Below are 26,330 nucleotides of genomic sequence, written 5' to 3' on the forward strand. Positions count from 1 at the left end.
TTTGCAACAGAGAGTGATGCGGCAGCCTCACGGCGTTGCCAAATCAGTGTCGCCCTCACGTCTCTAAGTCATCGTTCAGGGCAGTACGCACGTCGGACTCGGCACCGGCACCGGCTCGCCGACCGCCTCCGGGACGCCGGTGTCGGCGTCGCGACGGAACACCCGCACCATGTCCGCCCGCTCGTCGGCGACGTAGAGGTGCTCCCCGATGAGGGCGAAGTGCCGGGGCCACTCCCCGCCGGTGTCCACTTCGGCCACCAGCTCGGGCAGCTCCCCGGCCAGTGTGAAGACCGCCACGGTCCCCACCCCACGGTTGGCGACGTAGAGGAACCGGCCGTCCGGCGCGACAGTGACCTCCGACGGCTGGACGTGACCGGCGCGCTCGCTCGCCTCGACCCGCCCGCGCTGGTGCAACGCGCCGTCGTCGGTCAGCTCGTAGGCGATGACCGAGGCGTCCAGCTCACCGACGAGGTAGCAACGCCGTCCGTCGGGGTGCCGGGCCAGGTGCCGGGGGCCGGTGCCGGGCTTCGTACGCATCCGGGGCGCACGCGGCACCAGTCGTCCGGTCGCCTCGTCCAGGTCGTACCGGTAGACCGAGTCGGTGCCGAGATCCACGCCGAAGATCGGCCCCTGGCCCACCCCGGGCGAGACCATGTGGGCGTGGGCGTGGTCCTGGCGCTCCGGGTCGGGGCCGTGCCCCTCGTGCACCACCAGGTCGGTGCGCTCGCCCGGCACGCCCTGCGGGTCGAGCGGGAAGACCGCGATGCTGCCGCTGCCGTAGTTGGCCGCCAGCAGGTGACCCCCGCCGGGCAGCACCGCCAGGTGGCAGGGCTCGGCGCCGCCGGTCGACCGACTGCCGAGCGGGTCCAGCGCGCCGTCCGCCCCGACCTGCCAGGCGCTGATCTCGCCGTCCGTCAGCTCGTTGACCGCGTAGAGCACCGGCTGGGTGGGGTGCCGCGTCAGAAAGGAGGGGGACGGGGTGACCGCCACCGTGCCGAGCGGGGTCAGCGCCCCGGTCCGCGGGTCGCGGCGAGCGGCGACGATGCCGCTGCCCCGCCCGCCGCTCTGCGCGGTGTAACCCCCGATGTGGACGACCTCACCCTGACTGCTCACGCCCAACTCCTCCGCCGGCATCCTTCGTTGATCCAACCAGAGGCTGCCCGCGTTGCCCGCCCGTTAACCGGCTTTCCGGCCCGGATCTCAGGCCGCCGGCACCGGCTCGCCGCGCTGTCGCGCGACGTGCTCCACCAGAGAGATCAACACCATCTTTCCGGACTGCCGGTCCCGGGCGTCGCAGAGCACCATCGGCACGTCCGGGTCCAGGTCGAGCGCTCGGCGTACGGTCTCCAGGTTGAACCGGCGGGAGTCGTCGAAACAGTTCACGCCCACCACGAACGGGATTCCCCGCTGCTCGAAGTAGTCGATGGAGGGGAAGCAGTCGGCCAACCGCCGGGTGTCGGCGAGCACCACCGCGCCGAGCGCGCCGAAGGCCAGCTCGTCCCAGAGGAACCAGAACCGGTCCTGGCCCGGCGTGCCGAACAGGTAGACCTGAAGGTCGTCGTTGATGGTGATTCGGCCGAAGTCCATCGCCACCGTGGTGGTGGACTTGCCCTCCACGCCGGAGATGTCGTCGGTGCCGATCCCGGCACCGGTGAGCACCTCCTCGGTCTGCAACGGACGGACCTCGCTCAGGGCGCTCACCAAGGTCGTCTTGCCAGCCCCGAAGCCTCCCGCGATGAGGATCTTCAGTGCCAGCGGGATGGTGGTGCTGGTGCCCACCTGGTCATAGCGCACGGAGTCCACTGACCACCGCCTTGAGGATGTCGTCGTCGGGAAGGATGCCGGCGGCCGGCGGCTCGTGCACCGCTACCAGGCCCTCGGCGAGGAGATCACCGAGCAGTACCCGGACCACGCCGACCGCGAGGTCCAGCTCGGCTGCCAGTTCGGCCACCGACACCGGCCGGTGGGCCAACGTGACCAGCCGTCGATGCTCCGGCAGCAGATGGGAATGGCTTGTCGTATCGACGTCCGAACCGGCCAACACGAACGCGACCAGGTTGAAATCGTCGACGGCGGAGCGTACCCGGCCTCCGGTGAGCGTGTACGGGCGCATCACCGGGCCGGCTTCACCGTCCAGCCACTCGTGCTGCGGCCCGGGCGGCTCAGTCCGCATCTCCGGCACCCGCTGCCGATCGGGCCGGCGCGGCCAGGCTCTCCCCCACCCGGATCACCAGCATCGCCATCTCGTACGCGACCAGCCCGATGTCCGCGTCGGCGTCACTCACCACGGCCAGGCAGGCACCCTGCCCGGCGGCGGTGACGAAGAGGTACGCCGCCTCCATCTCCACCACGGTCTGCCGGACCGGGCCGCCGTCCACGTGCCGGCTGGCGCCTCGGGCGAGGCTGGAGAAGCCGGCGGCCAGCGCACAGAGATGCTCGGCGTCGGAGCGCTCCAGCTCGGCCGAGTAGCCGAGCAGCAGGCCGTCGGCGGAGAGCACCACCGCCTCGCGGGCGGCCGGTACCCGTTGCACCAGTTCGTCGAGCAGCCAGTCCAGGCCGGCGCTCTGCTTCGTCGAATGCCGCACTAGGCGTCCCTCTCAGTCACGGTCGGGGGTTCGGGGGTCGTCGGCGGGTCGGTGGGCGCCGCCTGGACCGCCGGGCCTGTTGGCGCCGTCGGGCCTGTCGGCGCCGTCGGGCCGGTTGGCGCCGTCGGGCCGGTTGGCGCCGTCGGGGTGATTGCGGTGGCGCGTCCGCGCGCCGTGCCGGCCTGGAGCGCCGCCATCACCTGGCGGACCTCCTCCGGCGAGCGGGGCGAGGGTGTGTCGGTGACGGTCGATCGAGGCTGGGCGGTGGGGGTACGACGGCGCACCCGGCGGGGCAGGCCATCCAGCTCATCGTCCGGCTCGTCGGAGGTCGCCGACCCCTCGTCGCGCCCATTGGCGGGCGGGATGGCCGAGGTCGGCGCTCCGGTGGGTGGGGCGGGCGGGGCTGTGCTGGCGGACGGGGCCGTCGGCGGGCGGGTCCGGGGGCGGGTCACGGCACCCCGGCGCGCCGTCCGAGCCAGCCGCCGGCTCGGGTCGGCCGACGCGGTACCGAGCGTGGCGGGGTCGGGGCCGGCCGGCGGCTCGGTGGTGACCAGGTCGCCGGGGATCAGCACCACGGCCGTCACGCCACCCTTCCCGGATGGGCGCAACCGCACCCGTACGCCGTGCCGGGCAGCCAGCCGGGCCACCACGAACAGGCCGAGTCGGGCGCTCTGCGCCGGGTCGAACTCGGGCGAGCTGGCCAGTCGGATGTTGGCGCTCTCCAGGGCCGCCTCGGACATGCCCAGCCCCTGATCGGTGATCTCCAGGGCGTACCCGTTGGCCACCTGCGCCCCGGTGACGGTGACCCGGGTGTCCGGCGGGGAGAAGGCGGTGGCGTTCTCGACCAGCTCGGCGAGCAGGTGGATGATGTCGCCGACCGACCGCCCCAGCACGCCGGCCGGGTGCACGGCCTTGACGTCCACCCGTTCGTACGCCTCGACCTCGGAGATCGCGCCGCGGATCAGGTCGACCATCGCGACCGGGTTCCGCCAACCCCGGCCCGGCGCGGAGCCGGCGAGGATGACCAGATCCTCGGCGTGCCGGCGCAGCCGGGTGGCCAGGTGGTCGACCTGGAACAGCTCGGCCAGCTCGTCCGGGTCCTCGCTGCGCCGCTCCATCCGGTCCAGCAGGTGCAGCTGACGGTGCACCAGGCTCTGGCTCCGTCGGGCGATATTCAGGAAGACCTCGTTGAGCCCGCGACGCAGGGTGACCTCGTCCACCGCGGCCTGGACGGCGGTGCGCTGCACCTCGGTGAAGGCGCGCCCGACCTCGCCGATCTCGTCGTGGCCGTACTCCAGCGGTGGCGCCTCCCGGGCGACGTCGACCTGCTCGCCACGGCGCAGCCGGGCCACCACGTCGGGCAGCCGGTGCTCGGCCAGCTCCAGCGCGGCGGTGCGGACGCCGCTGAGCCGACGGACCAGGGTGCGGCCGACCCGCAACGCCACCAGCACCGAGACGACCACTGCGACGAGCCCGAGTACGCCGGCGGCGGCCAGCCGCACCAGGATGCGGACCGCCATGGGCACCGAACGGTCGGTGAGAGCGTCGGCCTCGGACAGTTCGAAGTCCCGCAACTGCTGCTGCACCGCGTCCTGGCTGGCCTGCCAGGACGCCGCGTCGACCGTCGGTCGGCCGGACCGGTTGGGTACGACCAGCGCGTCCTGCATGCTGCGCAGCCGGGTGAACGCCTCGCTCTCGGTCAACCGTTGGTACGCGACCCGGCTGCTCTCGGGCAGGTCGGCCACGGCGCTCTCGGTGAGCCACCGTTGGTTGCCGATGGCCTGTACGAGCTGGGTGTGCTCCCCCTCGGCGAACCGTCCGGCGGTCAGCGCGCCGGCCAGCAGCGCGTCGCTCTGGCCGAGCAGTTCCCGGGAGCGACCCAGCGCGGTGAGCGCCAGGGCCTGCCGGTTGATGTCCGGGTCGGTCAGGGTCGCCATACCGGCGAACGCCTGGAAGGCCGCGGAGACCATGCCGCTGTACAGGCCGATCGCGCCGGCCCGGTCCACCTTGCGCTCGTCGATGAACTTCCGCCCGTTGGGCAGCGCCGACAGGGCGGTGACCAACTGGTCGACCCGGGTTTCCAGCAGGTCGTCCGCGGCGTCGCGCAGCGGTTCCCCGTCCACCCGGCGGCGCAGCTCGGCGACCGCCCGATCGGTGCGTCCGCGCTGCTCGGCGAGTGCGGGCAGCTCGGTATTGCCGGCGAGCTGCACCACCGAGAGTCGGCGTTCCCGTTGCAGCTCGGTGACCACGGTCTCGCCGGGGCGACCCAGGTCGTACAACAGGGTGCGGGCGGAGAGCAGGTTCAGGGCGGGACCGAAGGTCAGCGTGGTCGCGAAGATCCACAGCGCCAGGAGCGCGGTCACCGGCGCGACGACCAACGCGGTCAGCTTCGAGCGGATCGGCCAGTCGCGGGTTTTCATCAGACCTCGCCCGTACAGGGTGGCAGGAGGGGTGCCGGCACCGCCGGGCACCGCGCCTGCCGGCTGCGCGCCCGGCCGCGTCGCCGGGCACCGGCGCGGGCGCCTTGGGCAGGATACGTAATCGGAGGCTGTTTCACTACCGCCCGTGTCTTCACCGTGTCTTCCCCGCCCCAAGCGCCTCTTCTGGCATGAATCAGGTCTTGGCCGGTGAGTAGTTGGGCCCCTCGTCAGGAAAGTGCCTCGGATCGGGATTGGCGATCACTGCGCGGAGGGAATACCAGATGACGAAGGAGGAGCCCATGTCGCCCACGCAGATAGTCGTCATCGTGCTCGTCGTGCTGGTGATCGCCGCGGTGCTGGCCGTTGCCGCCCGCTCGCTCAACAACCGCCGGGCCCTGCGCAACCGGTTCGGACCGGAGTACGACCGGGTGGTGGCGGAACAGGACAGCCGGTCCGCCGCGGAGCGCGAACTGCGCGACCGGGAACGCCGGCATGCCGAGCTCACGCTCACCCCACTCACCCCGGAGTCCCGGGCCCGGTACGCCGCCGCCTGGGAGGAACTCCAGGTCCGCTTCATCGACTCCCCCGGCGAGACCGTGGGCGACGCAGACGAACTGGTCACCCGGCTCATCGAGGAGCAGGGCTACCCGACCGGTGACTTCTCCGACCAGATCGCCCACCTCTCCGTCGAGCACGCCCGCACGCTGACCAACTACCGGGACGCGCACGAGATCCACCTGCGCAACTCCCGGGGCGAGGCCAGCACCGAGGAGCTGCGGCAGGCGGTCGTGCACTACCGCGCACTCTTCGCCGACCTGCTGGGCGAGGAGCCGGTCGGCCAACGCACGCCCGAACAGCGCCACCACCCGGACCACGACGCCACGAGCCGCTGAGGAGGCCACCGATGCGCCAGGAAGAGCAGCAGGTGAGCAACGACCACCCGGAGGCCGTCCGGTCCGAGCCCGTGCCGGTACCCCCGGCCGGCGACCGGTCCGGCCGCTCCGACGTTCCGGAGGACGCCCTCGACGACCGGGGCACCTTCGACGACCGGGCCGCCGTCCATGAGCGGGCCGACGACACCGACCGGGACGCCGCGTACGACCCGGCCGACGACGAGCTGACCGACGACTCCGACCCGCGCCACCGGCGCGACGACCGGTCCACCGACGAGGGCGGTTTCCACGAGCCGGGGCCGCTGCCGACGACATTCGGCGCCACCACGGTGGCCGACGCGGTGGCCGCCTCCGCGCTGGCCAGCCCGCACCCACAGGATCAGCCGGACCCGAGGGCCGAGCGGACCGCCCAGCCGGGCGACGGCGCCGAGGACGGTGAGCGGGAGGGTCTGCGCGCCGACCCCACCGCGGAGCTGCACCGCCGCGACGCGTACGTCGACGACAGCGCGGACGTCGACGACCCCGCCGACCTGGACGACCGAGCCGACGCGGACACCTCCGCGCGGACCGTCGTCCCGCCGGGGAGCACGGACGGCGACCCGGAGCGGCGCGGCGATCTGACCGGCGACCGGGACGCCGCCGCAGCGGGCGCGGCCGGCTACGGCAGCGCGACACCGGAGATGGTCGACCCGGATGCGGACGGCGAACCGGTCCCCGGCGACGACACCAGCCCCACGCTGGAGTCCGCCGGAACATCCCGACCCGCCGGGTCGACGGTCGCCGCCGAGCCGGCCACGCTCCTCGACACGGACACCGCGCAGGGCTTCCGGGACCGCTGGCGGGACGTGCAGCTGCGTTTCGTCGACGACCCGCAGGCGGCTGCCGGCGAGGCGCAGTCGCTGGTGGAGGAGGCCATCCAGGCCCTCTCCTCGGCGCTGGCCGCTCAGAAGAACACGCTGGGCGGGTGGCAGGACGCCGGCTCGGCCGACACCGAGCAACTGCGGATGGCGGTCCGCAACTACCGGGACTTCCTGGACCGCGTCCTCGGTCGCTGAGTCACCCGACCAACACTGGCGCCCCGGCCGAAACGGCCGGGGCGCCGTCTTGCGTGCCGATCGTCGCGGAGCCCCCCAGACCGCCCGAAGGGCCCGAACACGGCGGTCCCGACCTCCAGGAGTGAAACCGCTCGGACGGGGTAATAGGGCGCGCGCACCAACCAGCGCGGACGTCGGGACGAGGGGTGGCGGGATGGACGGCGAAGGTCTTCGGCTCAACATGAACGGCCTGGACTACCTGATCCTGGCGCTGTACTTCGTCACCGTCCTCGGGGTCGGCTTCGCCGCGCGCCGGGCCATCCGGACCAGCGTCGACTTCTTCCTCTCCGGCCGTTCCCTGCCGGCCTGGGTGACCGGTCTCGCCTTCGTCTCGGCGAACCTGGGCGCGTTGGAGATCATCGGGATGGCCGCCAACGGGGCCCAGTACGGCGTGATGACGGTCCACTACTACTGGATCGGCGCGGTCCCGGCGATGGTCTTCCTGGGCATCGTCATGATGCCCTTCTACTACGGTTCCAAGGTCCGCAGCGTGCCGGAGTACCTGCGGCTGCGGTTCAACCGACCCACCCACCTGCTCAACGCGATCAGCTTCGCCGTCGCCCAGGTGCTGATCGCCGGCGTGAACCTGTACGCGCTGGCCCTCGTCATGCAGGCGCTGCTCGGCTGGCCGCTCTGGACGGCGATCGTGGTCGGCGCGGCGATCGTGCTGGCGTACATCACCATCGGCGGCCTGTCCGGGGCGATCTACAACGAGGTGCTCCAGTTCTTCGTCATCCTGGCCGGCCTCATCCCGGTCACCGTGATCGGCCTGGTCAAGGTCGGCGGGTGGAACGGCCTGATGGACGCGGTCGGCGACACCAAACTCGGCGAGGCCGGCCTGCACGCGTGGCAGGACACCGGCAGCACCGCCAACCCGCTGGGCGCGCACTGGATCGGCATCGTCTTCGGCCTCGGCTTCGTGCTGTCGTTCGGCTACTGGACGACGAACTTCGCCGAGGTGCAGCGGGCCCTCTCGGCCAAGAACATGAGCGCCGCCCGGCGTACGCCGATCATCGCCGCGTACCCGAAGCTGTTCATCCCCCTGGTCACTGTCATCCCCGGCCTGGTGGCCCTGGTGACGGTGAAGGGCCTCGGCGCCGAGAGCGGCGACCTGCAGTACAACAACGCCATCCCGCTGCTGATGCGCGACCTGCTCCCGAACGGCGTGCTCGGGGTGGCGGTCACCGGCCTGCTCGCCTCGTTCATGGCCGGTATGGCGGCCAACGTGAGCGGCTTCAACACCGTCTTCACCTACGACATCTGGCAGGCGTACATCCGCCGCGACCGGTCGGACGAGTACTACCTGCGGGTCGGCCGGTGGGCGACGGTCGCCGCCGTGGTGATCGGGATCGGCACCGCGTTCATCGCGGCCGGGTTCAGCAACATCATGAACTACATCCAGGCGCTCTTCTCCGTCTTCAACGCGCCGCTGTTCGCCACCTTCATCATCGGCATGTTCTGGAAGCGGATGAGCGCGCTGGCCGGCTTCTGGTCGCTGCTGCTGGGCACCCTGGTGTCGCTGAGCCTCTACCTGCTCTACAAGGGCGGGGTGGTCGATTTCAACTCCGACCTGGAGGAGAGCTTCTGGGGCGCCGGTCTGGCGTTCGTCACGGCGGTGGTGGTCGCCGCGATCGTCACTCCGCTCACCTCACCCAAGCGGGACGAGGAACTGCGCGGGTTGGTGTACGGCATGGGCGGCGTCGACCTCAAGGGCGACGTGCTCGTCGGGGACGCCGCCTGGTACCGCTCCCCGGTGCTGCTCGGTCTGATCGCGGTCGCGCTGGCCGCCCTCTTCTACATCCCGGTCTTCTAAGGAAAGGGGTCGGCAGATGAGCAACGATGGCCAGCCGGCACAGGACCCGCTGATCGACAAGGCGCAGGCGGAGCAGCGGCGTTCCGCCGCGGCCCGGCTGTTCGACATCCGCCGGGTGATCGGTGGCCTCTTCGTCGCGTACGGGGTCATCGTGACCCTGATCGGCATCTTCGACAGCCGCGCCGAGATCGACAAGGCCGAAGGCGTACGGATCAACCTGTGGGCCGGGCTGGCGATGCTCGTGTTCGGCCTGCTCATGCTGCTCTGGCAGTGGTGGCGCCCAGCGGAAGCGCCGGCCCCGAACGAGCAGCAGCCCGACGCCTGACCGCCCGACCACCTGCCCCCGACCGCACGCACGAGCACTGCCCGGCCCGACCGCCGGGCCGTGCGGCATGAGCGCGGCACGAAGGGGTACGTGGGGGAAATCAGGCACCGTGTCGGACACAGGAGGCAGCACCATGACCGATCGCGATCGCCAACCGCCGCTGGAGGACAGCCCCGAGGTGGCCTCGGCGGTGGACGATGACGCCACCGTGCCGCAGTTGCGGACCGGAGGTGGCCCGGACCGGGACACACCGGGCTTCGCCGAGCCTCGCAGCCGACCGGACGACCTCGCACCGGACACCGACGAGCTGATCGGTGACCCCTACGCCGCCGGCACCGGGGCGACCGGGACGGGCACCGGCGCTGGCGGGGACAACATCCGCACCGGGGGCGAACAGCCCTGGGAGCCGGAGGACCTGGTGATGGCCCGCGGGCAGGATCTGACACCGGAGAACCTGGAGAAGGCCCGCCGGGACCTGGCCGAGCAGGGCCGGGCGGCGATCGAACGCACCGTGCCCTGATCGGGGCCGAAGGGGGGTCCCCGGCCCGACCTGTGACGGTCGAGCCGGGGACCCGGGGGGAACCTGCTGCCAACAGTGCCTCACCAACCACTGGCAGCGGGTTGGTGCGTGAGCTACCCGATCAGAGCGCCGGGTAGGCGTTGCGCATGAGCTCCTGGAACTGGGCGGAGAACCAGGCACCGGAGATCGGTGCGTTGGCCAGCGCTCCGGACGGGTTGTTGCCGTTTCGGGCGTTGCCGCCGTACGTCGGGTCGCACATCCGGTCGAAGCCCTTGCCCTCGTTGTTCGGGATCTCCTTGCTGGAGCCGTCCGACTCACCCGGCGGCTTCACCCAGACGTAGGCGTCGATGCCCGTCGCCGGGTTGGCCCGCGGCCGCTCGCCGAGGCCGGCGCCGGCCTGGTTGCACCAGTTGCCGAGGTGGGCCCGGCGGTCGATGCGACCCCCGTTGACGTACGTGTCGACGCTGGTCGTGGCGCCCGGACCGGTGGGCCGCGCGGAGCCACCCCAACCGTTGCGGGACGTGTCGATCAGCATGCCGATGTTGGAGTTGAAGCCGACCGAGACCAGCTGGTTGCGGAACGCCTGGGCGAACGACAGCTCGTCGACGTAGAAGTTCCAGTCGACCCACTTGGACTGCCGCACCGTCTGGCCGTTCACGTTGTCCGTGACCTTGAAGTACGGCTCAGTCAGCGCCGAGTAGTTCGCGGTGTTGGTGATGAAGCCGTGCACGTTGTTGACAGTGCTGCCCGAGGCCACCGCGGCGGTCTTCAGGATGTTGGAGGTCGGGACGAAGTTGGAGTCCCAGCCGAGCCAGCCGTGGTGGCCGGCGTCGATGTAGTTGTAGACGTTGCCGATAGCGCCCAGCTTGGCGAGGGCGTAGCCGACGCCGTTGACGTACGCGCCGTTGGCCTTGACCGTGTCGCACATGACCGTGCCGCCGGCCTGATCGGACGTGTTGGTGACCAGGTTCGGCAGGGAGTCGATCTCGATGATGTTGATGATCCGCAGGCTGCTGTACTTCGACTCACCCTGGATCGCGGCGATCGGGTCGATGTACTGGGCCTTGTACTTCGGCAGCTCGTCCGGGCCCAGCTCACCGTTGGAGGCGAGCGCGGAGCAGTCCCGACCGGGCAGGTTGTAGATCACGAACTGGATGTAGCCGGCACCCTGGCGCAGCGCCTCGTCCAGGTGCTGACGGACCCCGAAGGCACCGTTGGAGCTGCTGTCCGGCGTGCCGTTGATCGCGGCGATCCGGTCCAGCCAGACGGCGGTGGGGTTGTTGGAGACCCGGCTTCCGCCGGTCTCGGCGTCCGCCTTGGCCTTCCACTCCGGGTTCACGTAGCCGCGCACCCCGGCGTACGGGTTGTCGACCTTGGTGCCGGGCGGCGGCGTGGTCGGCGGCGGGTCGGTGGGCGGAGGCGTGGTGGGCGGCGGGTCGGTCGGCGGGGGCGTGGTCGGCGGGGTGGTGCCACCGTTGCAGACCACGCCGTTCAGGGTGAACGAGGTCGGCTTCGGGTTGCTGCCGCTCCACGCGCCGTTGAAGCCGATGCTCGTCGACGCGCCGGTGGCCAGGGTGCCGTTGTAGGACAGGCTCCGGGCGGTGACCTGGCTGCCGGACTGGGTGAACGTGGCCGACCAGCCCTGCTGCACCCGCTGGCCGGAGTTGGGGAAGGTCCAGCCCAGCGTCCAGCCGTTCAGCGGGTCGCCGACGTTCTTGATGGTGACGCTCGCGGTGAAACCACCGGGCCATTCGTTGCTCGTGTACGCGATATCGCACTGCGTCGCGGCCTGCGCCGCGGTAACCGGAATCGTTACGAGCCCACCGGCGACCAGGGCACCCGCGCCGGCGAGCGCGAGGGCCCGGCGTGGGCCGGATAGCCTTCTCCACACATTCATGCCACTGATCTCCTTGGGCGAGACCGGGCCCACGTACGGCCCGGCGGGACGGCCCGATGGGCGTCCTGCACGGACGGCCGTCGGCGCCACGGGATTCTTTGGGGGGCGCCCGACCCGGACGGGCGATGGTGGTGGTGGTGCCCGACCGATGCGTCGGCCGGTCGATCGGCGGCGGGTGTGTCGCCCGGTTACCCGGGTGCCCTCGACTCCCCTGCCTGCACGGTGTGGCTCTCTGAACCGCGTTCGCCGATTCTTGCATGGGAGCGCTTCCATGGCAATGGCTCGATGCGTTGCCGGAGCCGTTTCGGACGATACCTGCGGTGGGCCAGACCGGCACGGGTGGTCCGGGCCCGTCGCAACCCGATGAGCGGGGCAGGGCGGGCGCAGGGAGCGCGGAACGCCGTGCGGCACCCACAAGGTCCCGCGACGCCCGACACGGCGCTCGGCGCGGCGAAAGCCGCGTAGCACCCCTTCGCCTCTTACTCCGATCAAAGGTCAAAACGCGAATCTTTCACTTCATAAGTCATGAAACGGTCTAACGTCGGTCTTAGCTCGGTTGTCGCCGAGCTCAGGACAACAGGGATGGAGTGACGCAGGTCATGGCTAAGAAGATGCTCGGGAAGGTCGTTGCGGGCGCCGCGCTCGGCGGCGCGTCGCTCCTGGTGTTCGCACCGGGGATCGCGTTCGCCGACGGCCACGACGACGGCAAGGTCTACGCCAAGCCGCACGTCGTCAAGGCTGGCGACGAGGTCAAGCTCCTCGAGATCTGCCCGGATCGGCAGGAGCACGCGTACGTGTGGTCCAAGGTCACCGGCAAGGTCAAGCTCAAGCCGGCGCATGAAGACCGGGGTGAGGACCGCGAGTGGCGCGAGGAGGAGAACTCCTCCGACCACGACAAGGGCAAGGACGAGCACGGCAAGGACGACAACGGCAAGGACCACGAAGGCAAGGACGAGAACGGCAAGGACGAGCACGGCAAGGACGACAAGGGCAAGGACCACGAAGGCAAGGACGAGAACGGCAAGGACGAGCACGGCAAGGACGACAAGGGCAAGGACGACAACGGCAAGGGTGGCCAGGGTGGCGGCGCTGCCGCCGACGCCTACGGCGACGAGGGCAGCAAGGACTGGAAGGGCGAGGAGCACGGCCAGGACGCCGAAGAGGGCCGTGACAAGAAGGACTGGGACTCCAAGGACGAAGACAAGAAGGACTGGGAGTCCAAGGACGAGCACGGCTCGGACTACGGCTCGGACAAGGGCCGGGAGTCCAAGGACGACCACGGCTCCGAGTACGGCTCGGACAACGGCTGGGAGAACAAGGACGAGCACGGCTCCGAGTACGGCTCGGACAACGGCTGGGAGAACAAGGACGAGCACGGCTCCGAATACGGCTCGGACAACGGCTGGGAGTCCAAGGACGAGCACGGCTCCGAGTACGGCTCGGACGAGCGCGGCGGTTACGGCAAGGACGAGCGCGGCTCCGACGAGCGCGGCGGTTACGGCAAGGACGAGCGCGGCTCGGACGAGCGTGGCTCGGACGAGCGTGGCCGGCACGAGGAGCGCGAGTTCGTCTACTACGGCGAAGCCAAGGTCGACAAGGACGCCAAGCCGGGTCGCTACGAGCTCAAGGGCTCCTGCGGCGAGGGCGAGCTCGTCGTGCTGCCGCACGGCGGTGTCGACGGTGGTGACGGCGGCGTCAGCACCGGCACCGACCGGGGTCTGGCTACCGGCGGGGCGGGCCTGCTCGGCGCTGCCGCGCTGGGCGGGATCGTGCTGATGCGTCGTCGGCGGACCGATGGTTCGCTCGTCTGACGTGACGGCGACACCGGCCGGCGGCCGCCACGGGAAACCGTGGCGTGCCGCCGGCACGGCCGTCGTCGTCACCCTGGCCATGATCGGTGCCGGCATGATCGGCGCCTCCCTGAAGACCACGCCCACTCCGCGACCGCCGCAGCCGCTGGCCCAGGCCGGCCCCGAGGCCACGGCGCCGGCGAGCACCGCCGACGATGCCCCGCTGATCGGCGGGCAGCCGGCCGGTCAGGCGGCGGCCGGCTTGGCCCGTTCGGCACCGACCAGCATCGAGATCCCCCGGATCGGTGTCGACGCGACGATCATGTCGTTGGGCACCAACCCGGACGGCACCGTCCAGGTCCCTCCGCTGGACAAGGCCGACCAGGCCGGGTGGTACGAGCCCGGTGCGAGCCCGGGCGAGACGGGTAACGCAGTCATCGTCGGGCACGTGGACTCGGCGGTGCTCGGCCCGGCCGTCTTCTTCGACCTCGGCGCTCTCGTCTCCGGCGACACCGTCACCGTGCGCCGCGCCGACGGAGTGCCGGCCACCTTCACTGTCGACTCGGTGAAGTCGTACCCGAAGACTGCCTTCCCCACCGAGTTGGTCTACGGACCGAGTGACCGGCCCAGCCTGCGGGTGGTCACCTGCGGCGGTCAGTTCGACCAGGCCGCGAAGAGCTACCCGGACAACATCGTCGTCTTCGCCACCCTGGCGGCGTGACCCACGACGAACGAAACGCGGTCCGGCCGGTCGGGGTCACCCCCGACCGGCCGGACCGCGTCCGGCGTACCTGAATCAGGCGGCTGCGGAGGTCCGCACCAGGGTGCGGATCTGACGCAGCAGCACCGACAGGGCGGCAAGGTCCGCCCGCGACTCGTCGAACTCCCCCATCGCCCTCCGCGCCCGGTGGATCGAGGTGGCGTTCGACTGCTCCCACTGCTGCACCCGCTCGTGCGGCGGCAGGTCGCCCGGGGTGGAGTCGAGTACCTCCGCGGTGAGCGCGGCCAGCGCGGCGTACAGGTCGTACCGCAGCGCCATCCGGGCCAGCGTCTGCCAGCGGTCCTCCCGCGGCAGCAGGGAGATCTTCGACAGCAGCGAGTCCACCCGGAACAGGTCGGACAGCACGAAGTAGACCGAGGCCACCTCGCTCACGTCCCGCCCGCTGGCGTTCGCGGTCTCCACCACGTCCATCAGACCGAAGCTGTACATCAGCCGGGTCGCCCGCTCCGCCAGCTCACGGGGCAGCCCACGCTCGGTCATCGAGTCCATGTGCGCGGCGATGCCCTGGCGCTCGTTGCCGTAGAACAGCTCCTCGAGCCCCGGCAGCAGTCGGGTGACCCCGTCACGCAGCCGCGCGATCTCGCCCGGCACGTCGATCGGCGAACGCCGATTGGAGACCAGCCACCGCACCGCCCGGTCGAGCAGCCGACGGGTGTCCAGGTAGACGCTGGTCTGCAGCTCCGGCGCCACCTTGTTGTCCAGCGCCTCGACCGCGTCCCACAGGTCGCGCAGGCCGAACACCTCGCTGACCACCACGTACGCCCGGATCACGTCGGCCGCGCTGGCCGCCGTCTCCTCGACCACCCGGAAGATGAACGAGATGCCACCCCGGTTGATCGCCTCGTTGACCAGCACGGTGGTGACGATGTCCCGGCGCAGCCGGTGCCGGCCCATCCGGTCGGCGAACCGTTCGCGCATCGGCGTCGGGAAGTAGTTGACCAGGACGTCGGTCGTCCACTCCTCGTCGGCCAGCCCCTCGGTGAGGATCTCCCGCTCCAGGACGATCTTCACGTACGCGAGCAGCACGGCGAACTCCGGCGCGGTCAGCCCGGACTCGCTGCGGACCGCCAGTTCCTCGTCCGGCGGCAGCGCCTCCAGCGCGCGGTCCAACCCGCCCGAACGCTCCAGTTCGTTGATCATCCGACGGTGCACCGGGAGCAGCGAGGCGGCCTGGGCCTGAGCGTTGTTGATCGCCCGAGCCTGGTCGTAGTTGTCCCGCAGCACCAGCTCCGCGACCTCGTTGGTCATCCCGGCCAGCAGCTCGTCCCGGTCGGCCGTGGTCAGCTCACCGTCGGCCACTGCCGTGTTGAGCAGGATCTTGATGTTCACCTCGTGGTCGGAGGTGTCCACCCCGGCCGCGTTGTCGATGAAGTCCGTGTAGATCCGGCCACCGGTCAACGCGTACTCGATCCGGCCTAGCTGGGTCCAGCCCAGGTTGCCGCCCTCGCCCGCCACCCGGCAGCGCAGGTTGCGCCCGTCCACCCGGATCGCGTCGTTGGACTTGTCACCCACCTCGGCGTTGGTCTGGGTGGAGGCCTTGACGTAGGTGCCGATGCCGCCGTTCCAGAACAGGTCCACCGGGGCGGTGACGATCGCCTTCATCAGGTCCTGCGGCGACAACTGCGTGACGTCGTCGTCCAGGCCGATCGCCGCCCGGACCTGCGGCGTGATCGGGATGGACTTCGCGGTACGCGGGAAGATGCCGCCACCTGCCGAGATCAGCTCCGGGTTGTAGTCCTCCCAGGAGGAACGGGACAGGTCGAACAGCCGTCGACGCTCCGCGTACGAGGTGGCGGCGTCCGGCTCCGGGTCGAGGAAGATGTGCCGGTGGTCGAAGGCGGCCACCAGCCGGATGTGCTCGGAGAGCAGCATTCCGTTGCCGAACACGTCGCCGGACATGTCGCCGACGCCGACCACTGTGAAGTCCTGGGTCTGGGTGTCCAGGCCCAGCTCACGGAAGTGCCGCTTGACCGACTCCCAGGCGCCCCGGGCGGTGATGCCCATCTTCTTGTGGTCGTAGCCGGCGGAACCGCCGGACGCGAACGCGTCGCCCATCCAGAAGTTGTGGTTCTTGGAGATCTCGTTGGCGATGTCGGAGAACGTCGCGGTGCCCTTGTCGGCCGCCACGACCAGGTACGGATCGTCACCGTCGTGCCGGACCACGTCCTCGGGCGGCACGATCTGCCCGCTGACGATGTTGTCGGTGACGTCCAGCATCGCGCCGACGAACTCCTGGTAGCAGGCGACCGCCTCGTCCCGGTCGCCCGGCTTCTGCTTCAACACGAAGCCGCCCTTGGCGCCGACCGGCACGATCACGGTGTTCTTCACCATCTGCGCCTTGACCAGGCCCAGCACCTCGGTGCGGAAGTCCTCCCGACGGTCGGACCACCGCAACCCGCCCCGGGCCACCGGCCCGAACCGCAGGTGCACACCCTCGAAGCGCGGCGAGTAGACGAAGATCTCGAACTTCGGTCGCGGCGCGGGCAGGTCCGGAATGGCCTGCGGGTCGAGCTTGAACGCCACGTACGCCTTCGGCCGCCCGTCGGCGCGCTTCTGGTAGAAGCTGGTCCGCAGGGTCGCCTCGATCAGCGTCAGGTACGAGCGCAGGATCCGATCCTGGTCGAGGCTCGCCACGTCGTCCAGCGCGCCCCGGATCGTCTCCACCAGCTCACCGCTGCGCTGCTGCCGCTGCTCGGTGCTCAACTCGCCCGGCGCGAACCGGGTCTCGAAGAGCTCCACCAGCAACGCGGCGAGCTTCGGGTACGCGATGAAGGTCTGCTCCATGTAGTCCTGCGAGAAGACCGTGCCGGCCTGCCGCAGGTACTTCGCGTACGCCCGCAGCACCACCACCTGCCGCCAGGTCAGCCCGCCGCGCAGCACCAGCTCGTTGAACCGGTCCACCTCGGCCTCGCCGCGCCAGGCAGCCGCGAAGGCGTTCTCCACGTGCGGGCGCACCTCGGCCAGCTCGTGATGCCCCTCGGGCAGCATGAGGCCGAAGTCGTACAGGTAGACCCGACCGTCGATCCGGTCCACCTCGTACGGGTGCTCGTCGACCACCCGCACGCCGAGCGAGTGCAGCACCGGCAGCACCGCGGAGAGCATCATCGGCTCGCCGTACCGGTAGACCTTGAACCGGATGTCCATCGCCTCGGCCAGGTCGGCTCCCGGTACCCGGGTGCCCGGCCGGGGCGCCAACTGCTTGCGGAACAGGTGCATCTCCAGCTGGCCGGGCTCCTCCAGCAGCTCCAGCTTCGCCAGGTCCTTCATCGCCTCGTACGGCGTGTGCCCGTCCTTGTAGCCTTCCGGGAACGCGTCGGCGTACCGGGTGAACAGGTGCTTGGCCTGCTCGTCGCCGAGCTTGCGCTCCAGCACCAACCGGTAGTCGTCGTCCCAGAGCCGGGTGGCGTCGGCCAACTCCTCAGCGAGCAGGTCGGCGTCGATGTCGCCGGGTGGCCGCGTCGGGTCGGTACGGACGATGAAGTGCACCCGAGCCAGCATCGACTCGGTGACCCGGGTGGTGTAGTCCACCCCGACACCGTTCAGCTCACGCAGCAGGATGTCCTGCATGCGCAGCCGGTTCTGGGTGGTGAACCGGTCCCGGGGCAGGTAGATCAGGCAGGAGATGAACCGCCCGTACGCGTCCCGCCGCAGGAAGACCCGCAGCTGCCGGCGGCCCGCCATCCGCAGCACGCCGACCACCGCGTGGTACAGGTCGTCGGTCTTGATCTGGAACAGCTCGTCGCGCGGGTAGGTCTCCAGGATCTGGATCAGGTCCTTGCCCGAGTGGCTGCGCTGGCTCAGGCCGGAGCGGTCCAGCACCTCGGCCACCTTGCGGCGTACCACCGGCAGCTCGCGGACGCTGGTCCGGTAGGCGGCCGTCGAGAACAGGCCCAGGAAGCGCCGCTCACCGATCACGTCACCGTCGGAGTTGAAGATCTTGAAGCCGATGTAGTCCAGGTACGCCGAGCGGTGCACTGTGGCACGCGAGTTGGCCTTGGTGATGATCAGCAGGCGCTTCTCCAGCACCTTCTCGTGCGCCTCGGGCGTCATCGAGGCCAGCGACCGGGCGTCCGGCGAATCGGAGCGCAGAATGCCCAGACCGGTGCCGAGCACCGCCTCCAACGCCTTGCCGTCGACCGGGTCGGCGGCGTCGCCGCCGTCGGCGTCCACCAACCGGTACTCGCGGTAACCGAGGAAGGTGAAGTGGTCCTGGGCCAGCCAGCGCAGCAGCTCCACCGAGTCGGTGATGTCCTTTTCCGGCACCGGTGGGCGGTTGTCGGAGGTGCGGGCGGACGCCAGCTCGTCGGCGAGCGCGAGGGCACGCTGACGCATCTTCGGCCAGTCCTCCACCGCCTCCCGCACGTCGGTGAGCACCCGCTGCAACTCGCGGCGCAACCGGTCCCGTTCGGCCGCGTCCCGGACCGGGTCGATCTCGACCCGCATCCAGCTCTCGATGATGTCGCCGGCGATCGCGTCGTCCGGTTCCACATCCGCGGAGACCTCGGTGAGCCGGCCCAGCGGCTCCCGCCGCACCACCACCAGCGGGTGTACCAGCAGGTGCACGTCGAGGTGGTACGAGTTGAGCAGCGCCGTCACCGAGTCGACCAGGAACGGCATGTCGTCCGTGACAATCTCGACGACCGTGTGGTGCTGGTCGGCGTGCGGTTCGTGGATCCGCAGCTTCAACTCGCCCGGCACCCGCTGCTGGGCGAGATCCCGGTGTGCCCGGGCCGCGTCGAGCATCTCTTCCGCCGTGAAGCCGACCAGCTCCTCGTCCGGTGCGAACCGCCAGAAACGGCCGACAAGTGTCGCCGCGTCGTGGTCGTCCCCCGCGAGCGCGACGGCCTGGGCCACCAGGCGCTCCGCGTTGGGGACGGGTTCGTCGAGCTCGGCGTCCTCCACGTCGTCGGCCAGCGCCTCGGCTGGCAGACCCAGATCGTAGATGGTGTCGATGCTCGACCCGGTCAGCCCGGTGACTCCCGTGTCGAGTCGGCCGTAGCCGTCCCCGTCGGTCGCCGAATCGAAGCTGTCATCGTCCCGGCCGGAGTCATCCTGCCGGAGGTCGGGTTCCGGTTTGATCGCCGGACGCCGGTCCATCGGTGCCACTCCCCTCGACCCACCGCGTTGTGGGTCACTCTGCCGCCCAGCCTAGGCCCTGCCGCTCTGCGCCTTCGTCGGCGGACCACTGGCCAGACGTCCGGATCGGGACTTTGTCCTTTCACCCGTTGCGGGTCCGAGGTTGGCCGGCTGCGGGATACCCCGCCACGCGATGTTCATCACACGGGCGCGGCCCGTCTTTGAGCGCGGCCGAGCACCTGGGGGACGTTGGGGACGGCGTTCCCGTACTACCGTGCGAGGGCAGTCCGAGATCGGAAGGACCAGCTTCATGCCCTTGTCGTACCCCCGGCCCCACCGGCCGAACCCCGCCCGCCGGCTCGCCGCCGCCGTCACCACGGCGCTGCTCGCGGCGGGTGTCCTGGTCGGTTGTTCCGGTGACGACGGGCCGCAGCGCACCGTCGACGCCTTCCTGGCGGGCTGGCGCAGCGGTGACCTCCAGGCGGTCGGTCTGATCGACCCGCTCGGCTCGAAACTGCCGTCGGCCGACGTGGCGCGCGAGATCAAGGACCTCTCCGGTGAGCTGGCGGCCACCCCGCCCAAGCTGACGCGTCACGGCGAGCCGAAGATCACGAAGGACATCGCCACCACGACCGTCCAGGTGGAGTGGGCCCTGCCCGGTCAGACCCGCTGGGCGTACGACCGGGAGGTGCGGCTCGCCCACGGCGACGACGACCAGTGGCAGGTGATCTGGGAGCCGAAGGTGGTGCACGAGCAGCTCACCAAGGGCGACCGGTTGGCGCTGCGGCGCGACCCCGGTGCCCGCGCCGCCGTGCTGGACAACGCCGGAAAGCCGCTGGTGACCCCGCGCCCGGTGGTCCGGGTGGGCGTGCAGCCCAACGCCGTCACCGACCTCAAGAAGCTCGTCAAGGACCTCGACGCGGCGTTCAAGGCCATCCGCCCGGCGCTGGTCCCCGGCGTCGACCTGGCCGACCTGCCCGACCGGGTGGCCAAGGCCGAGCCGGGCGCATTCGTCGAGGTGGTGTCGCTCCGCGAGGAGGCGTACCGGCAGATCAAGCCCCGGATCTACGACCTGCCCGGCACCAAGTTCATCTCCGACAAGATCGACCTGGCGCCCACCCGCGAGTTCGCCCGGGCACTGCTCGGCAGTGTCGACCAGGCGCAGGCCGACGACCTCGCCGCGCACCCCGACCGGTACGTCGTCGGCGATCTCGTCGGGCACGGCGGGCTACAGGGCCGCTACGACGAACGACTGCGCGGCGGCCCCGGGCTGACCGTGGTGGTCGAGCGTCCAGCCGAGGGCGGCAAACTCGAACCCACCGGCGCCGAGCTGTTCCGCCGGGAGCCGCAGCCCGGGCAGGCGCTGAAGACGACGCTGGACGTCGCCGTTCAGAACGCGGCCGACGGGGCACTGCGCGCCGAGCCGCGCCGGTCCGCCCTGGTGGCGATCCGGATCAGCGACGGCGCCGTGCTCGCCGCGGCGAACGGCCCCGGTCCGGCCGGGGAGAATCTGGCCTTCGACGCCCAGGTGCCTCCGGGCTCCACGTTCAAGATGGTCAGCACGCTGGGCCTGCTGGACCGGGGTGCGGTCACGCTGGACGGGCCGGTGGACTGCAAGAAGACCTTCACGGTGGACGGCCGGTCCTTCAAGAACTCGGACAACTTCGAGCTCGGCTCAGTGCCGTTCCGTACCGACTTCGCCAAGTCCTGCAACACGGCCTTCGCCGCGCTGGCCCCGAAGCTCGGCGGCGACGGGCTGGCCGCCGCCGGTCGCTCGCTGGGCCTCGAGGGTCAGTGGGACCTCGGCACGGACGCCTTCACCGGCAAGGTCTCGACGGGCGGCAGCCTGGCCGAGCAGGCCGCCGCGTCGTTCGGGCAGGGCACCACGCTGGTCAGCCCGCTCGCCATGGCCGGCGCCACCGCCGCCGTCGCCCGCGGCCGCTTCGAGCAGCCGAAGCTGCTGATCGACCCGGCGCCGGCCAAGCCGGCCCCGGCAGGCGAGCAGCTCAAGCCAGAGTCCGTCAAGGCGCTGCGCACGATGATGCGCGAGGTGGTCACCGCCGGCACTGGCAGCGCGCTCAAGGATGTGCCGGGCGAGGTGTACGGCAAGACCGGCACCGCCGAGTACGACGACAACCCGGCGCACACCCACGCCTGGTTCGTCGGCTGGCGGGGCGACGTGGCGTTCGCCGTCTTCGTGGAGAAGGGCGGGGCCAGCACCGCCTCGGCCGTCCCGATGGCCGAGCGCTTCCTCCGCGCCCTCCCAACCCCCTGACCCCACCACCCGCGGCCCCGCCGGAGCGCGCGGGCCGAGGGCCGGGTCAGGCGGTGTCGGCTTCGTGCCTTTCCGGCGGGTTCTGGCTCGACGGGGCGGTGCGTCGCAGGAGCCCTGGGCCGGCCGACGCCGGCGGGCCGACCGGTTCGCGCTCGACCAGGGGCGCGACACTGCCCGCGACGCCCGATGGCTCGGAGTGGGCCCGTCCGCCCGCGCCGGGCGACTCCCCCTCGGCCGGGATGTCGTACGGCACCGCGCTCACCGGCGAACCGACGCCGGCAGGCCCGACATCGGCCGACCCGACATCGGCAGACCCGAGCCCAGCAGGCCCGACATCGGCGGGGTCGATGTCAGCGGCGTCGATGTCAGCGGGGAATTCAAGCCCCGCGACCCGCTCAGCACCGTCGAGCCCGTCAAGCCGAACCAGCCCGTCGAGCCGCTCGGCACGGTTGGGACGCTCGGCACGGTCGAGCCGCTCGGTGGCGGTCGCGCCCCGGCCGTTGCCGCGCCGCGGGGAGGGCGTGGGCCGGGCCGACAGCAGTCGGGGCGGCACGGCTTCCGGGGCGGTCACCGGTGCCAGACCGGCGACCACCGTGTTGACGATCTCGGCCGCGTACGAGCCGTCCGGGTCGTAGTCGGGGTCGAAGACGGTCAGCTCCACGCCGAGGCAGTGCGGGGTATCGACCAGGCCGGCGAGCAGGATCTCCAGCTCGGCGAAGGCGATTCCACCCGGGTCGGGGGCGTCCACGGCGGGCATCACCGCCGGGTCGAGCACGTCCACGTCAATGTGCACCCAGTAGCCCGCGCAGTCGGCGAGTTGCTCGTGCGCCCACTGGGCCGTCCGGGCGGCTCCTTCGGCGCGCAGAGCCGGCACCGGTCGGGTGGTGATCCCGGCGGCCTGGAGGTCGAGCCGGTATTCGTCCTGGGCGCGGATGCCGAGCACCACCACGTCGATGTCGCGGAAGTAGGGCCGGCGGCCCTCCAGCGCGGCCAGGTCGGCCTGCCCTCGCCCGGTGACCAGGGCCAGGTCCTCACCGGCGGCCGCGCCGACGTAGGAGGCGTTGCCGGGGTGCCGGAAGTCGGAGTGTCCGTCGACGAAGACCAGCCCGATCCGCCCGCCGACGGCCTCGCCGAGGCGGTGCATGGCCAGGGCCGAGCCGAGGAGCACGGAGCAGTCGCCGCCGAGCACCACCGGGAACTCACCCCGGTCGATGATCGAGCCGATGCGTTCGGCGAGGGCCAACGAGTAGTCGGCGATCTCCCGGGCGTGGCACACCCCGTCGCCGGGCCGCCAGTCGCCCGGGTCGTACCGGGCAGGGGTGACGCAGCCGGCGTCGCGGGCGCGGAGCCGGGCCAGCAGATCGTGGTCGCGCAGCGCCCCGGGCGCCTTGGCGCAACCCGGGACCGACGTGGGCGTCGGCGGCCGTAGACCGAGATTTGTCGGCGCGTCGAGGACGGCGATCCGGCGCATCATGAGCTCCCGTCCTCGGTGGTCGGGCGGGCCGGCCGGAACGCCGGCCCGCGCTGGCGTGCTACGAACTCAGAACAGGGCGCTGGCCAGGGCTCGACGCGCCGAGGCGACCGCCGGATCGTCCGGGCCGGCGATGGAGAAGAGCGAGACCAGGTGCTGGCGAACCGTCTCACGGTCCTCACCGGCGGTGCGCCGGACCAGACCGACGAGCCGGGCGTACGCCTGCTCGGCCAGGCCGCTGAGCACCTCGATGTCGGCGGCCAGCAGTTGGGCGGCGACGTCGTCGGGGGCGCTCTCGGCGGCGGCCAGCGCGGCGGACGGGTCGGCACCGGCCACCCGGCGGGCCACCCCGACCTGGGCCAACCCCGCCGTGGCCGCGGCGTCCGCCGGGGCGTCGGCGAGGATCTTCCGGTACGCCTGCTCGGCGGCGTCCAGATCGCCGCTCATCAGCGCGTCGTCCGCCTCGTCGAGGCGGGGGTCCTCCGGCTCGGCGACGGTCACGCCACCGGCCTTGAGTACGGCCTGGATCCACTGCCGCAGCTGCGCCTCGGGAACCACTCCGGAGAAGGCGTCGACCGGCTGGCCGCCGACGACCGCGTAGACCATGGGGATGCCCTGCACCCGGAACATCTGGGCGATTCGGGGATTTTCCTGCACGTCGACCCGGGCCAGCACCCAGGTGCCGGCACCCTCGGCGTTCAGCCGCTCCAGGACCGGGGCGAACTCGTCGCTCTCCGGGAAGCCGGCCGCGCCGAAGAACACGACGACGGGCGTGGCCATCGAGCGTTCGAGCACGTCGGACTGGATGGTCGCCTCGGTGACGTCCACGATGGCGGTGTCACCGCCGGCGGTGGGCGCGCCGGGGGCGCCGTTGGACGGGCCGCCCTGCGGGGGCGTGCCGGGGCGGGTACTTGCTGGTGCGGGGCCACGCAGCGTGCTGAGGTCGACCGCGCCGCGGGTGAAGATCGACGAGGTGATCCGTGGGTCGCTCATGGTTACCTAGTCTCGCACGTGAGCCCCGGATCTCAGGTCACCCGCAACCCCGACGTTGCAACTCTCACGCCCGGTCCCCACCCCCCGCGATCTTGCACATTCTGTTGCCGGTACGCCGCATTCATGCCTTATGTCGGCACCGAAACTGCAAGATCGCGGAGGGGTTGGGGTTAGAAGCGGGCTGGCTCTCGGTAGGTGCCCCACTCGGCGCGCAGGGCGTCGCAGATCTCGCCCAGGGTCGCCTCGGCGCGGACCGCGTCGAGCATGGCGGGGATCATGTTCTCGTCGGTACGGCTCGCCTCGATCATCCGGGTCACCGCCGCGCGGACCGCCGACTCGTCCCGCGCGCTCTTGCGCTCGGCGAGCACCCGGCGCTGCTCCAGCTCCACCTCGTGCGAGATGCGCAGGATCTCGAGCTCCTTGGCGACCGTGCCGGTGTGGCAGTTGACCCCGACGATCTTCTTGTCGCCCTTTTCGAGGGCCTGCTGGTAGACGAAGGCCGACTCGGCGATGTGCCCGGTGAACCAGCCGTCCTCGATGCCGCGCAGGATGCCCGAGGTCATCGGGCCGATCTGGTGTGGCCCGTCCCCGCCGAGCTGCCGGATCCGGGCGAAGATCTCCTCCGCCTCGGCCTCGATCTTGTCGGTCAGCGCCTCGACGTACCAGGAGCCGCCGAGCGGGTCGGCCACGTTGACCACACCGGTCTCCTCCATCAACACCTGCTGGGTACGCAGGGCGATCTCGGCCGACTCGTCGGTGGGCAGCGCCAGGGTCTCGTCCAGCGCGTTGGTGTGCAGCGAGTTCGTGCCGCCGAGCACCGCCGCGAGCGCCTCGACGGCGGTGCGTACGACGTTGTTGACCGGCTGCTGTGCGGTCAGCGACACCCCGGCGGTCTGGGTGTGGAACCGCAGCCACAGGGCCTTCTCGCTGGTCGCGCCGTAGACGTCGCGCAGCCAACGGGCCCAGATCCGGCGGGCGGCGCGGAACTTGGCGATCTCCTCGAAGAAGTCGAGGTGCGAGTCGAAGAAGAAGCTCAGCCCCGGCGCGAAGACGTTCACGTCCAGCCCACGCGAGAGACCCAGCTCGACGTAGCCGAAGCCGTCCGCCAGGGTGTACGCCAGCTCCTGCGCAGCGGTCGAGCCGGCCTCGCGGATGTGGTAGCCGGAGACCGACAGCGGCTTGTAGCGCGGGATCTCCCGGGCGCAGTACTCCATCAGGTCGCCGATCAGGCGCAGGTGCGGCTCCGGGTCGAAGAGCCACTCCTTCTGCGCGATGTACTCCTTGAAGATGTCGGTCTGCAGGGTGCCGTCCAGCTTGGACAGGTCGGCGCCCTGCCGCTCGGCGGCGACCAGGTACATGCAGAACACCGGCACTGCCGGACCGGAGATGGTCATCGAGGTGGTCACGCCGGCCAGGTCGATGCCGTCGAAGAGCGCCTGCATGTCGGTGGCGGTGTCGATGGCCACGCCGCAGTGGCCGACCTCGCCGAGCGCCTGCGGGTCGTCCGAGTCGCGGCCCATCAGCGTCGGCATGTCGAACGCCACCGAGAGCCCGCCGCCGCCGGCGCCGAGGATCATCTTGTAGCGCTCGTTGGTCTGCTGGGCGTTGCCGAAGCCGGCGAACTGCCGGATCGTCCAGGTCCGACCGCGGTAACCGGTGGGATACAGACCCCGGGTGTACGGATACTCGCCCGGCCAACCAATCCGTTCGAACCCCGGATAGGTGGCGCCCTCCGGCGGCCCGTACACCGGCTCCACCGGCATCCCGGAGAGCGTGGTGAAGTCCGCGTCCCGCTTGCGCGCGGCGTCGTACCGGGCCTGCCAGCGCGCCCGTCCGGCGTCGATCTCGTCGGCGTCCATGAGCAGGGCTCCTCCTCGGGTCCTCGACTGCACGTCGAGTGTAAGGCCCCTACCTGAACGATCGCTAAGTCAGGCCGTACCGGCGAGTAACGTGCGATCTGGACGCCCGCCGCGCGCTACGGGGTCGGCCCACCTATCGCCACGTCGTCGACCCGAATATTGACCTCGTCGACCCGCAGCCCGAACGCCTCGATCGTCTCCGTCACCTGGGCGCGTACCTGACTGGTGATCTCCGGTACCGGCCGACCCGCCTCGATCACCAACACCAGGTTGACCACGGCGGCGTCCCCGGTCACGTGGGCCGAGCAACCCCGCCGGGCGTCACCCACCTGGTCCAGCCCGACCCGGTCGAGGACCGCGTTGAAGAACCGGGCGACGTCCCCGCCCAGGTCGGCCACGCCGGGCACCGCGCGGGCCGCCGCGACGGCGATCTTCTCGATCACCTCGTCGGCGACCTGGGTCGTCCCGCCAGCCGGCACCGACGCCCTGGTCAGCTCCCGCGTTGCTTCCAGGTCCACAGTCGCTCCCTGCTCCTCGT

The 26,330-nt window shown here is 71.0% G+C and carries 19 protein-coding genes; 8 read left to right on the forward strand and 11 right to left on the reverse strand.

Annotation, left to right across the window (positions count from 1 at the left end; translation table 11 throughout):
• Nucleotides 1–75: 75 nt before the first annotated feature.
• The 5 genes from GA0070561_RS24645 to GA0070561_RS24665 form a co-directional block, all read right to left on the reverse strand.
• Nucleotides 76–1,134 carry a lactonase family protein gene (locus tag GA0070561_RS24645; protein ID WP_091405741.1) on the reverse strand — a complete coding sequence of 353 codons (1,059 nt, stop codon included), beginning with the start codon at nt 1,132–1,134 and terminating at the stop codon, nt 76–78.
• A 66-nt stretch (nt 1,135–1,200) separates the two neighbouring features.
• Nucleotides 1,201–1,803: a GTP-binding protein gene (locus GA0070561_RS24650; protein ID WP_091405745.1), complete on the reverse strand. Its 603-nt coding sequence runs from the start codon at nt 1,801–1,803 to the stop codon at nt 1,201–1,203.
• Nucleotides 1,784–2,173, reverse strand: a complete 390-nt coding sequence (locus GA0070561_RS24655) for a DUF742 domain-containing protein (RefSeq protein WP_091406461.1) — start codon at nt 2,171–2,173, stop codon at nt 1,784–1,786. The genes GA0070561_RS24650 and GA0070561_RS24655 overlap by 20 nt, the downstream gene beginning before the upstream one ends.
• The gene (locus tag GA0070561_RS24660; protein ID WP_091405748.1) at nt 2,163–2,585 is read right to left on the reverse strand and encodes a roadblock/LC7 domain-containing protein; all 423 of its coding nucleotides are present in this window, start codon (nt 2,583–2,585) and stop codon (nt 2,163–2,165) included. Before GA0070561_RS24660 ends, GA0070561_RS24655 begins: the two co-directional genes overlap by 11 nt.
• On the reverse strand, nt 2,585–5,005 hold the full coding sequence (locus GA0070561_RS24665) for a sensor histidine kinase (protein WP_091405751.1): 2,421 nt from the start codon (nt 5,003–5,005) through the stop codon (nt 2,585–2,587). The genes GA0070561_RS24660 and GA0070561_RS24665 overlap by 1 nt, the downstream gene beginning before the upstream one ends.
• 299 nt (nt 5,006–5,304) lie before the next feature.
• Between GA0070561_RS24665 and GA0070561_RS24670 the strand changes: the two genes are divergently transcribed.
• The 5 genes from GA0070561_RS24670 (at nt 5,305) to GA0070561_RS24690 (ending at nt 9,650) form a co-directional block, all read left to right on the forward strand.
• Nucleotides 5,305–5,898, forward strand: a complete 594-nt coding sequence (locus GA0070561_RS24670) for a hypothetical protein (RefSeq protein WP_091405754.1) — start codon at nt 5,305–5,307, stop codon at nt 5,896–5,898.
• Between the two features lie 11 nt (nt 5,899–5,909).
• Nucleotides 5,910–6,953, forward strand: a complete 1,044-nt coding sequence (locus GA0070561_RS24675) for a hypothetical protein (protein ID WP_091405757.1) — start codon at nt 5,910–5,912, stop codon at nt 6,951–6,953.
• 193 nt (nt 6,954–7,146) lie between these two features.
• A complete protein-coding gene (locus GA0070561_RS24680; RefSeq protein ID WP_091405759.1) occupies nt 7,147–8,805 on the forward strand; it encodes a sodium:solute symporter family protein in 1,659 nt (552 codons plus the stop codon).
• Between the two features lie 16 nt (nt 8,806–8,821).
• Entirely contained in the window at nt 8,822–9,130 is a 309-nt protein-coding gene (locus tag GA0070561_RS24685) for a hypothetical protein (protein ID WP_091405763.1), read from the forward strand.
• 133 nt (nt 9,131–9,263) lie between these two features.
• The gene (locus GA0070561_RS24690; protein WP_091405768.1) at nt 9,264–9,650 is read left to right on the forward strand and encodes a hypothetical protein; all 387 of its coding nucleotides are present in this window, start codon (nt 9,264–9,266) and stop codon (nt 9,648–9,650) included.
• A 121-nt stretch (nt 9,651–9,771) separates the two neighbouring features.
• Here the strand turns inward: GA0070561_RS24690 and GA0070561_RS24695 are convergent, their stop codons facing one another.
• Nucleotides 9,772–11,547 carry a glycoside hydrolase family 6 protein gene (locus GA0070561_RS24695; RefSeq protein ID WP_091406463.1) on the reverse strand — a complete coding sequence of 592 codons (1,776 nt, stop codon included), beginning with the start codon at nt 11,545–11,547 and terminating at the stop codon, nt 9,772–9,774.
• Nucleotides 11,548–12,146: 599 nt separating this feature from the next.
• Between GA0070561_RS24695 and GA0070561_RS33265 the strand changes: the two genes are divergently transcribed.
• The gene (locus GA0070561_RS33265; protein ID WP_141710451.1) at nt 12,147–13,358 is read left to right on the forward strand and encodes a hypothetical protein; all 1,212 of its coding nucleotides are present in this window, start codon (nt 12,147–12,149) and stop codon (nt 13,356–13,358) included.
• A 1-nt stretch (nt 13,359) separates the two neighbouring features.
• Nucleotides 13,360–14,058 carry a class F sortase gene (locus tag GA0070561_RS24705; protein ID WP_091405780.1) on the forward strand — a complete coding sequence of 233 codons (699 nt, stop codon included), beginning with the start codon at nt 13,360–13,362 and terminating at the stop codon, nt 14,056–14,058.
• A gap of 75 nt (nt 14,059–14,133) precedes the next feature.
• Here GA0070561_RS24705 and GA0070561_RS24710 read toward each other — a convergent pair whose 3' ends face one another.
• Nucleotides 14,134–19,215 carry an NAD-glutamate dehydrogenase gene (locus tag GA0070561_RS24710; RefSeq protein ID WP_091405783.1) on the reverse strand — a complete coding sequence of 1,694 codons (5,082 nt, stop codon included), beginning with the start codon at nt 19,213–19,215 and terminating at the stop codon, nt 14,134–14,136.
• 289 nt (nt 19,216–19,504) lie between these two features.
• On the opposite strand from GA0070561_RS24710, the gene GA0070561_RS24715 reads away from it, so the two are divergent.
• Nucleotides 19,505–21,469: a penicillin-binding transpeptidase domain-containing protein gene (locus tag GA0070561_RS24715; RefSeq protein WP_091405787.1), complete on the forward strand. Its 1,965-nt coding sequence runs from the start codon at nt 19,505–19,507 to the stop codon at nt 21,467–21,469.
• 46 nt (nt 21,470–21,515) lie between these two features.
• Here GA0070561_RS24715 and GA0070561_RS24720 read toward each other — a convergent pair whose 3' ends face one another.
• The 4 genes from GA0070561_RS24720 to GA0070561_RS24735 all read right to left on the reverse strand — a co-directional run bounded on the left by GA0070561_RS24720 (nt 21,516) and on the right by GA0070561_RS24735 (nt 26,310).
• Nucleotides 21,516–22,943: an arginase family protein gene (locus tag GA0070561_RS24720; protein WP_091405790.1), complete on the reverse strand. Its 1,428-nt coding sequence runs from the start codon at nt 22,941–22,943 to the stop codon at nt 21,516–21,518.
• Between the two features lie 66 nt (nt 22,944–23,009).
• A complete protein-coding gene (locus GA0070561_RS24725) occupies nt 23,010–23,933 on the reverse strand; it encodes a tetratricopeptide repeat protein (protein WP_091405793.1) in 924 nt (307 codons plus the stop codon).
• Nucleotides 23,934–24,103: 170 nt separating this feature from the next.
• Nucleotides 24,104–25,792 carry a coenzyme B12-dependent isobutyryl-CoA mutase large subunit gene (gene icmA / locus GA0070561_RS24730; RefSeq protein ID WP_091405796.1) on the reverse strand — a complete coding sequence of 563 codons (1,689 nt, stop codon included), beginning with the start codon at nt 25,790–25,792 and terminating at the stop codon, nt 24,104–24,106.
• 116 nt (nt 25,793–25,908) lie between these two features.
• Entirely contained in the window at nt 25,909–26,310 is a 402-nt protein-coding gene (locus GA0070561_RS24735; RefSeq protein WP_091405799.1) for an Asp23/Gls24 family envelope stress response protein, read from the reverse strand.
• Nucleotides 26,311–26,330: the final 20 nt, after the last annotated feature.

Origin of the sequence: Micromonospora saelicesensis (genome assembly GCF_900091575.1) — a bacterium.
In the GTDB taxonomy this organism is placed as follows: Bacteria; Actinomycetota; Actinomycetes; order Mycobacteriales; family Micromonosporaceae; genus Micromonospora; species Micromonospora saelicesensis.